At 38.5% G+C, this 11,159-nt stretch carries 3 protein-coding genes; all 3 read left to right on the top strand.

Translation table 11 applies throughout. The annotated features are described in order from the left end of the window. The first annotated feature begins 462 nt into the window (after positions 1-462). Complete coding sequence (locus NK987_RS08080) at positions 463-1,284, top strand: glycosyltransferase family 47 protein (RefSeq protein ID WP_259263434.1); 822 nt, start codon at positions 463-465, stop codon at positions 1,282-1,284. 1,025 nt (positions 1,285-2,309) lie between these two features. Further along, positions 2,310-4,586: an Ig-like domain-containing protein gene (locus NK987_RS08075; protein ID WP_259263433.1), complete on the top strand. Its 2,277-nt coding sequence runs from the start codon at positions 2,310-2,312 to the stop codon at positions 4,584-4,586. Between the two features lie 591 nt (positions 4,587-5,177). Continuing rightward, a partial coding sequence (locus NK987_RS08070) for a Kelch repeat-containing protein (RefSeq protein WP_259263432.1) occupies positions 5,178-11,159 on the top strand: 5,982 nt, incomplete at its 3' end.

Genomic DNA, 11,159 nt, shown 5'->3' with positions numbered 1-11,159 from the left:
CCATTAGCTTTAGATTTCCATATAAAAAAATTGATCTTTAAAATCCTGTTTTGAATTCCTTGAAAATAAGTAGGCTATTTTGCAAATGAATTGCTAATTGGAAGCAAAAATAAATGTATTAAACGCACTTATTAGTTCAATTACTTTAAATCCCTAAATTAGATTTCAAACAATGGGATTTAAGATTTTATTAAGAAAATCACAGATTAATTTTACAATTTTTTATCATTTAGAATTTCAATTTTTCTTTTTTTGAAAAAAAAGAAAAAGGGACCATTTTCGAAGAATTCTTTTTCCAAGACATTGGGATAAACCAATTAAAATAAAAAATTAAGCTTTATTTAAAAAGTGCTACTTTTCACCTAATTTTCGAATCTATTTTAATCAAATCTTTTAAAGAAATACCAACTTAAAATTTTATTGACCATTTTTAAAGAAGGTCAAAATAATCATTCTCAAATTATGGAAAACATCAAATTAAACCTCACTTACGAATACCTTCAAGAAATTAGGTTGGCCCATGCCGTAATGGAAACCGAATTTAATTTATGTGTTGAACCTGAATTAAATATTAGGCTAGAAAGATTAAAAGAACAGTTCGGGGTTAACTATAGCCTTACCAACGAGGTTAATAACATTCATGAAATCAAGGATATTCTAATAGCCCACAGAACTGTTGTCCCCGAAACTAAAATCGGGAACATTTCCAGACCTTTGATTTGGCCTCATGCCATGTTTGATTATTGCAAAAGTCTATGGCCGGAAAAAAGGAAAATTGAATACGCATTTATTGGGAAACTAACAAATCAAAGACAGGTTTGGATGCAATCCTTTCTTTCAAAAAAGATAAAGGGTTATTTCAATATCACAGGAAAAATAAAGTACGATTATAAGATTTTTACATTTTTAAATAACATTTTCGGGTTTTCTAAACCGGTATTGATGACTGCTTCTTTAAGGGGTCGCCGATTTCCCGGCAAGTCTTGGGATGATGAGTATTTCCAGTTACAAGCTCAATCTAAGTTTATTATTTGTCCTTCGGGTGATGTCGGCTGTCCGTGGACATATAGGTTCTTTGAAACCATGATATGTGGTGCTATTCCTATTGTAGAAACGGCATCACCTTGTTATGCCCCATTTAAATTCTACATGGCAGATGAGGATCCAAAAAACTTCATTTACGATCCCGAAATAGTAAAATTCAATTTTGAACAATGCATCAAACACCTTACTGTGCCAAAAGAGGAATTGGCTCTTGAAATTGCTAGGCTGATTGGGAAATAACTTATTGGAAAATCTATTTGTCCCCCAAAAAAAAGTCAAACCTGAGTTCTTATTCAGTAACCTAGCTCAAACAGCTAATGATAACATACGCATCTTGGCAGAAGTCGGATAAAAGAGTTGAATACTAAATATCTTAGGAAATAGCAAAGGAGTAGATATTTTTTTTGATATCCACTCCATTGCTACAGAGCAATTAAACCTAGGGATTAAGTCAGATTGAAACCACTTAGGGCTCTAGTCCAAAGATTTGGAATAGATTTAAAATGAACAGATTATCCAAACATTTATTCCGAAGGTCATTTTTAAATTATGGGTTCAGAATCAATTCGTTTGGAATTTAGACAGGAATCTCAGGTCTTATTCATAGGCCTGTTTTCTTAATACCTTTTATTTCAATGCAAATTTTTTTAAATGATATAAAGAAAAACATGTTTCATCTCTTACTCATCGTTTTTACGTAGATTCATTTTATAGCATAAAGCCAAACAAAAGAGCGTTGGATGATCGATTAAAGACCAAGTGGAAAGCGGCCTGTTGTCCGTGGAGGAGTATACCCTTTATATTCAGCCACCTACTTTGCAGCGTGCAGCATTGCGGATATTCATATTTTTTTAAACCTACCCTGCATAGGTTTCACAGGCCATCGACTCTTAAGCAAAAGACACCCTGACTGCCAATATGCACTTAAATCTTATTTTAGCGCAGGGAAAATCATTTTTAAATTTTTATTTATCTGTGCTAAATTGCATAAAGGTTAATTTATTATACATTTTTTTGTATTTTATTTAAATTATCTTAACTTATACTAAATAAATTTTTATTATTTTTGGCAGAATACACGCAATTTCTGCTAATGAAAAAGATTGTACACCCTTATGTAAATTCCATCAATCAACCTTATCTTTTATTTTATGAAAAATTTACCTCCTTTCAATGTTAAGCCCTTTATTATTTTACTAATTTTTTTATCAAATTCGATACCTACTTTCGCCGCAAAGGATTTTTCTAATAGACCAGATCATGACATGGACCCATCCTCAAATGTCAAAAACGATCTGAACAACGAATTATTCTTTGCCTGCACTCAGCCCTATCAAGATATCAATGGTATGGTGGTAATGGAAGCGGAAAATCTGACAAAACCATCAGGTTGGGAAACCCAATCCTCCTCCACTTTTTCTGGATACACCGGTTCAGGCTACATCAGTTGGACGGGGGCACAATATTTTTCAACTCCCGGTAATGGTTTGATTTCAACAAAAATTTTCATCAACAGCCCCGGTGTCTACAAATTTCAATTCAGAAGCAGGGTTGGATTTGGTACCAGCGGCTCCGACCACAATGATACATGGGTCAGATTCCCAGATGCAGCTGATTTTTTTGCCATGATAGGTTCCTCAGTCAAATACCCAAAAGGAAGTGGAAAAACGCCTACAGTAAACGGTGCCGGGTCCGGTGGCTGGTTTAAAGTTTTTATGAATTCAAGAAATTGGACTTGGAGCACATTAACAAGCGACAATGATGGCCACGAAATATTTGTGCAATTCAATACCTCCGGAGTATACACCATGGAAATCTCCGCAAGATCTTCTTTTCATTTGATTGACAGAATTGTTTTACATAAAGGTGCGTCAAATCCTCTTAGCCTAAGCAATCCTGAGACTACATGTACAGATACCCCCCCCCCGACAATCAATGTAACAGGTTTGACAGTTTCTCCTGAAAACGCTACAATTCAGGTAGGAAATACCCAACAAATTTCTGCTACCGTTTTACCTTCTAATGCATCCAATAAGATTGTTACCTGGTCAAGTTCCAATAACAATGTTGCTACTGTAAATTCAAACGGATTGGTAACCGCTTTGAATGTTGGAACGACAATAATTACCGGAAGAACACAAGATGGAAATTTTACAGATACCAGTGCAATCACGGTGACCTCAAATGGGACACAAATTAGCATTGCTGGTTTTTCTTTGGTCAATGCAGGAAACAATACCGACCTGTTGACTTTAACTGATGGTTCTTTAATTTCCTTAAGTCAAATAGAAAACTTAGGCTTAAATATCCGTGTAAATACGAGCCCATCTACAATTGGAAGTGTTTTCATCTCTCTTTCAGGACCTGTCAATGCATCAAGAACGGAAAACGGAGCTCCCTATGCTTTATTTGGTGATAGCAATGGCAACTACAACGGAAGATCATTGGCATTGGGAAATTACACATTATCAGCAACGCCATATTCAGGCCCGAACAGAACAGGAACTATTGGCACAACAATATCCATCCAGTTTTCCGTTGTTTCAGTGATTAATGTTCCGGTTTCAGGAATTTCAACATCTCCAAGCTCATCTTCCTTATTCATAGGAGAAACGCAACAAATCTCAGCAACTATTTCCCCTTTAAATGCGACAAATAAGATTGTTTCTTGGTCAAGTTCGAATCCCAATGTTGCAGATGTAAATGCAACCGGCTTGGTTACAGCTTTGAATGTGGGTACGGCTTTGATAACAGGAAGAACGCAAGATGGGAATTTCGAGGATGTCACTTCCATTACCGTTTCACAAAATATACCTAATCTTGGAATTTCAAGTTTTACTCTTGTAAATGCGGGAAATAATGCTGATATCATTAAATTAATAAATGGCACCCAACTAACCACAAACCAAGTACAAAATCTAACCCTAAACATCAGAGTAGAAACCAATCCGCTTACAGTTGGAAGTGTATTTATTTCAATTTCGGGTCCTGTTAATGCCACAAGGACCGAAGGTGTTGCACCTTATGCCTTATTTGGCGATCAAAACGGAAATTATATTGGGAGATCTTTGCCTCCGGGGGCTTATACTTTATCCGCGACGGCTTATTCAGGGGCCAATAGAAGTGGAACAGCGGGTCCTACAAGCACAGTTAACTTTCAAATTTCGAATTCTGACAGTAGAATTCTCAACAATGATCCGAATACTTTGGACAAGTCAACAATTGGTATGGAGAGTTTAATTTTCAACAATAAAGGTTTTGAAGAGAATGAATTAGGAAGCAAATCAATAAAAGTCTATCCAAATCCTATTGTCGATTCAAAATTTTATGTTTCAGATTCAAACTTCGAAACCGGTAAAATCAATTTTACACTCTATAGTAATAATGGGGCCAAGGTTATTTTTGGAGAGTTAGAAATCGATGCTACCAAAACCATAGAAATAAATTTCGGAGGAAAAACCCTTTCTCCCGGAGTATATAATTTGATTCTTGAAGGAAATAGTTACATCTCACCCAAAATAGTAAGACTCATAGTCAAATAAATTTCTCATTTCCAAAAAAAGGGTGTGGTATAAAACCACCCCTTTTTTTTTCACAAATAAGAACCTAATAAATGGTTCAAAAGCAGATCAATACCTTTATTCAAAATTAGGATGTCTACGATTTCCATTTTCCAATCAAATAATTCCCTGTTTAAAGTTCCATCTTATTGGAATAGCCCCTGCTCAATAGGCAGTATTTGAATCCGGAAATCATTATCAACTCATTTTTTAATAATCTTTCTTTTGATGTGAAAGCTATTGGCCTATTTTTACAATTTGCACCTACTTTAGGTGAATAAAACCAACAATGAAACTATTTGACTGTAAGGAATATTCATTTTTGATGTATTTTGTAATTCATTTTAATTTATTTGTATATCATTTTTTTGTGTTTGTAATTATTTTTGGTATTTTTGGTACAATTATCTATCAATAAGGCAAATCTGGTTTTAATCAAAACAACGTACATTGATAAAACAGATTTTTTTGACACTCAATTTTATTATTTGAATAATTATGTACAGGTCATTCTCACATTTTAAAAAAACAATTGGAGTACTTACATTTTTAAGTATTTTCATCTCAATTCAAATGCTAAGGGCACAAAGCGTTGAGTTTAACCTTTCGACCCTTAACTTCAACTCTTTTACCCAGCCTGAAAAAGGGACATCTTTAAAATTTGGCCCTGATGGAAAACTTTATCTATCCGAATTAAATGGACTGATTAGAATTTATACCATTATAAATTCGGGGGCAAATTCTTATACAGTTACCAATTCCCAAACACTTTTTGATGTCCAATCAATTCCCAATCATGATGATACAGGGACATTGGCCTGGGATAACAGAAATACAAGGCAAATAACAGGCATTACAGTAGCTGGCTCCGCAGAAAACCCGATCATTTATGTGGGTAGCAGTGATCCAAAATGGGGTGGACCTTCGGGAGACAAGGCTTTGGATACAAATTCAGGGATCCTTACACGCCTCACCTGGACAGGATCAGAATGGGATGTGGTTGACTTGGTCCGTGGCTTACCTAGGTCTGAAGAAAACCATTCCACCAATGGATTAGAGTTTACCATGATCAACGGAAAACCGTTTTTATTGGTCACAAGTGGTGGACTGACCAATGCAGGGGCCCCAAGTAACAATTTTGCATTCATCACCGAATACGCATTGTCTGCAGCAGTTTTGAGCGTGGATTTGGAGGCCATTGATGCTTTACCTAACCAGATAGACGCTCAATCCGGAAGAAAATTCAAATACGATATCCCAACATTGGACGACCCTTCTAGGGCAAACCTAAATGGGATTTATAACCCGAATGATCCCGGATACAACGGGATAGACGTGGGAGACCCATTCGGAGGAAATGATGGGTTAAACATGGGAATGGTAATTGAAAATGGACCAGTCCAGATTTTTTCAGCTGGGTATAGAAATACATATGACCTTGTGGTGACCCATGATGGAAAAGTGTTCCTTTCAGACAATGGCGCAAATGCCAATTGGGGGGGATTACCCGAAAATGAGGGAAACGCCCAATTGGTAACAAACAATTACCTTCCCAATGAGCCGGGGAATAATTCCACCAACCCTGCCCCAAGCGGAGAATATGTAAGCAATGAAGATCATTTGTTAATGATTACTCCAGACATCAACAATTACCAACCAGGCAACTTTTATGGAGGGCATCCAGCACCCGTAAGGGCAAATCCAGGTGAACCTTATATACCAGGAGCTCCATTTCCATACAACCCGGGCGGAGCAGGCCTATACACCAATACCATTGCAGACAATGCTTCAAGTACAGGAACTCCCTGGCGTAATATTCCTCCCCTCTATACCCCAAGTGCATTTTTCAGGACTGAAATAAAAGAACCAATCGCACCTGGTCAACCAGGATTTGATGACTATGCCCGCACCTCACTTCCTGCCAATTGGCCTCCGGTGCCATTGAGCTTGGCAAATCCAAATGAGGCGGATTACCGGGATCCGAATTTGGTAAACCCAAATGGTCCACAGCCTCAAATCGTGACTATTTGGCAAAAAAACACCAATGCTTTGGATGAATACAACGCTTCAAATTTTGATGGAGCGTTAAAAGGCGCCTTGATTGCAGGAAGGAATTCAGGCCGTCTTCACTTAGTATTGCTAAATCCTGATGGCACCTTAAAATCACTTCAAAGCAATAAATGGAATTTAAATGGGGGAAACGCTTTGGGAATAACGTGCAATGATGACAGTGATATTTTTCCAGGTACCATTTGGGTAGCCACTTTGGATAATCGGATTAGTATCCTGACCCCATCAAACAATGAATTTTGTCCGGCACCTGGAGATATTTTCTTTGACCCAAATGCAGATTATGACAATGATGGCTTCACCAATCAGGATGAAATAGACAATGGTACAGAATATTGTTCCGGAGCCTCACGTCCTACCGATTTTGACGGTGATTTTATTTCTGACCTCAACGATTTGGATGATGACAATGATGGGATTTTGGATGAATCCGATCCATTCCAATTGGGAATCCCTTTTGATCTGCCTGTAAATAATGAACTATTCTCAGATAAAGTCGATCCATTAGGTAGGCCTTTGGGGTATTTGGGATTGGGCTTGACGGGATTGATCAATAACGGTGAATCAAACCCGAATTGGTTAAATTGGTTGGATGTTTTGGACAGCGGTCCATTATCAAACGATATTTATGGAGGGGCTGCAGGGGCAATACAACTCGCCATTACTGGGGGTACTGCCAATGGCATATCCAACGACCAAGACAAAGGATTTCAATTCGGAGTCAATGTTGGAAATGAAACAGGAGAATTCATTATTTCCTCCAAATTATTGGGGATGTCAGGCCCACAGATGTTTTATGACATCGACCATGACGGGGAGATCGGAATTCAAATGGGAGATGGGACCCAATCCAACTTCCTAAAATTAGTAATCACCAAAACAAGTCTTGTTGCTTCTTTGGAACTAGATGATATCCCTGATTCCAATCCTTTAACCATCCCATTACCCATTAATGAGAGAGCTTCAAGTTCTGAAGCGGTTGAATTTATTTTAAAAGTCAATCCACTTGTTGGTACCGTTGAGCCACAGATTAAAATTGGACAAAGAGAATCCATTAACCTTGGCACAATTCAGCTTTCAGGAGTATTGTTAGATGCTGTTCAAGACTTAAGTAAACCCTTGGCAATTGGATTCATCGGTACTTCAGCGGATATAACGAAAGAATTTTTGGCCACTTTTGATAACTTTATTGTGAGTGGTGAACAACCCTATATTACAAACCAGATTCCAGAAATTACAAGACAGGTTTCCTCCCCGGACCGGGTGATTGACCTTGCAAATTTCTTTGGCGATAACTTTGGAATTGAAAACCTAAGTTTTTCTCTTAATTCGAATATCCTTTCTTCAGTCGAAGCGGAAATTGTAGGAAGTACCCTTACCTTATCATTTTCTGACAGCCCTTATTCAGGATTGATTACTGTTAGAGCAACCGATTCTTTTGGATACTTCGTTGAACAGACTTTCAACATCAATGTGGTTAGGGCCAATTCAATAGTTTACAGGGTAAATGCAGGAGGGGAAGGAATTCCAGGTGAAAATAATGGAACAAATTGGAATGCCAACAATCAAAATGGTACAGTACAGGGTGAAGGCTATTCAGTCAATAATGGAACGAGTACTCTCACCACTTTTAGTTTTGAAAGCAGACATCCTTCTGTTCCAAATTACATCTCTGAACCAACTTTTAATGTTGTTTTCTCCACCCAGCGAGAAAATATCAACCAGGGCAATATGAGATTTGATATTCCACTACCTGACGGGGTTTATATCATCAACCTTTATTTGGGAGAGAATGGAAATGGGAATATTGGTGTCAATCAAAGAAAATTTGACATCAGGTTGGAGGGTCAAACCAAAATAGCAAATTTGGATTTGGTAGGTAAATATGGATTGGGAGTTGCTGCGGTAGAACAGTTCGAAGTTCACCTTACTGACGGAGCATTGACAATTGATTTTATCAGAAGAATTGGTAATCCTGTAATCAATGGCATAGAAATAATTGGTACCACCTTAGCTGATCCGATAACCATTACCAATGCCATTCCAGACCAGGAAAGCAGGGTTAATGAAGAATTGGATGGTAATTTGTTGTTTACTGCCACAGGTGGTGTAGGAACACTGATTTACAGCGCCACCAATCTTCCTCCCGGAATAGACATTGAACCAGTCAATGGAAGATTATATGGCACAGTTGACCCAAGCGCATTGGCAAATCCTTCATACAACGTGACCCTTTTGGTCAGTGATTCAAATAGCCCTATTCCTAATACGGAATTTTCAAATTTCACTTGGACAATCCTTCCAAATGATGTTTGGACCCCAGCCAATGAGAACCAAAACTACACCGCTAGACATGAAAATTCATTTGTACAGGCAGGTGAAAGTTTCTACATGATGGGCGGCCGGGAAAATGCCAAGACCATAGATGTCTACAACTATAAGGAAGACAGCTGGAGGGCATTATCCAATGTAGCACCAAAAGATTTCAACCATTTTCAAGCTGTTGAATATAAAGGATTAATTTGGGTGATCGGTGCTTTTGAAACGAACAGCTACCCTAATGAAACTCCTGCATCCCATATCTGGATTTTTGACCCTGTCAAAGAACAATATATGCAAGGCCCAGAAATTCCGATAGAAAGGAGAAGGGGTTCTGCTGGACTGGTGCTACACAATGACAAATTCTATATCATTGGAGGAAATAAGTTAGGGCACAATGGGCAGTACGTAGCCTATTTTGACCAATTCGATCCTGCCACTGGTGCTTGGACCGTACTTCAGGATGCCCCAAGGCCAAGGGATCATTTCAGCGCAGCCATGATTGGAAATAAAATTTATGTGGCTTCCGGCAGGTTATCAATGCGGGTCAACAATGTATTTACATTTGGGCCTGTCATTCCAGAGGTTGATGTCTTTGATTTTGAAACCAATTCATGGAGTACCTTGCCTAGTACTTCAAATATCCCAACGCCAAGGGCTGCTGCTGTGGTAGTCAACCTTGGAGATAAATTATTGGTAGCAGGGGGCGAAGTTCCCAATGATCCTGACGGTACTGTGAGAAGTCAAGCACTTTCCATAACGGAAATTCTTGATCCTGTCAATCAGACTTGGACTCCAGGAGATAATCTGAATTTTAGAAGACATGGAACCCAAGGTATTGTTTCCGGAAATGGGGTATGGGTAGCCGGCGGTTCACCAAACAGAGGTGGTGGCAACCAAAGGAACATGGAATATTATGGAGAAAATAACCCTACTGGATCTCCGATAATAGAAAGTGCCTTGACAGGTCCTTCTAACATTGAATTGGACAATGATAAAAAATCTCAGGTCACATTACAGGTTTCAAATGGAAATCAGGGAGTTTTTGTAAAAGGAATTTCTTTAAGTGGCCCGGATGCCAATGATTTCACGATTATTACTGGAAATTTATCCAATTCCATTCTTTCAGCCAATTCATCCCATGTCATTGAACTTCAATATTCAGGATTAAAAGCCTATCCAGAAATGACTTTAGCAGTTGAATATGGAACAAACTCTACTTTAGAAATTGATGCCATAGGAAACAATTTTAAGGTTCAGGGTTTCATGTTAACTAATCCTGATAATACTCTTGAATATGGAACAATTGAGAATGGTTCACAATTTAATTTGAGTGAAATTGGAAATCTGAATCTCAATATTAAGGCAAATACCAATTCCGGATTAATTGGAAGCGTGTTCATTTCTTTATCGGGACCTGTGAGTTTATCAAGGTTCGATGATGATATGCCTTTTACCCTGATGATGGATGAGGGATTAGTATTACCGGTAGGGAATTATAATTTAACAGCTACTCCTTATACAGGCAGTGGCGGGGAAGGTGTTCCAGGTACTCCTTTAACAATTCAATTTGCCGTAGTCAATGATGTCATTTCCAACTTCATTGTAACAGGGATATCGGTAAGCCCTACAACAGCTTCCATACTGGTCGGAAACACACAGCAGCTAACTGCCACCATCTTACCTAGCAATGCCACCAACAAATCAGTGATTTGGACTTCTTCTGATCCCCTTGTAGCCACTGTCAATTCTAACGGATTGGTTTCGGGTGTAGCAGTGGGAACGGCTACCATAACCGTATTGTCGGTAGACGGCAACTTCACATCAGAATCATTGATTACTGTGACAGGAAACAACTCCAATTTAGGTTTAGTCGGCCATTGGAAAATGGATGAAGGTAGTGGATCCGTATTCATTGACCATTCAGGAAATGGAAACAATGCAACCATTCCTACATCCTTAGGGGTTGTATGGACCTCCGGAGTTGTTGGTCAGGCCGCAAGGTTCAATTCTGCATCAGGTGCTTACGGTTCCGTATCACACAATCCTTCCATTGACATTACCCAAACAATCACAATTGCCGCTTGGATCAGGCCAAATGCCGTCGAAAACAAAGGTATCCTCTCCAAATTGAGCGGTAACGGTTTTGAATTCAGGATTTTCTCC

This window comes from Aquiflexum gelatinilyticum, from assembly GCF_024813435.1.
Classification (GTDB): Bacteria; Bacteroidota; Bacteroidia; order Cytophagales; family Cyclobacteriaceae; genus Cognataquiflexum; species Cognataquiflexum gelatinilyticum.
Note: the sequence above shows the minus strand (reverse complement) of the source record. Positions and strands in the feature narration are given on the sequence as shown.

Excerpts from the sequence above, each read along its gene's own strand:
- NK987_RS08080 (WP_259263434.1), top strand. The coding sequence starts at position 463 with ATGGAAAACATCAAATTAAACCTCACTTACGAATACCTTCAAGAAATT.
- NK987_RS08075 (WP_259263433.1), top strand. The coding sequence starts at position 2,310 with ATGGACCCATCCTCAAATGTCAAAAACGATCTGAACAACGAATTATTC.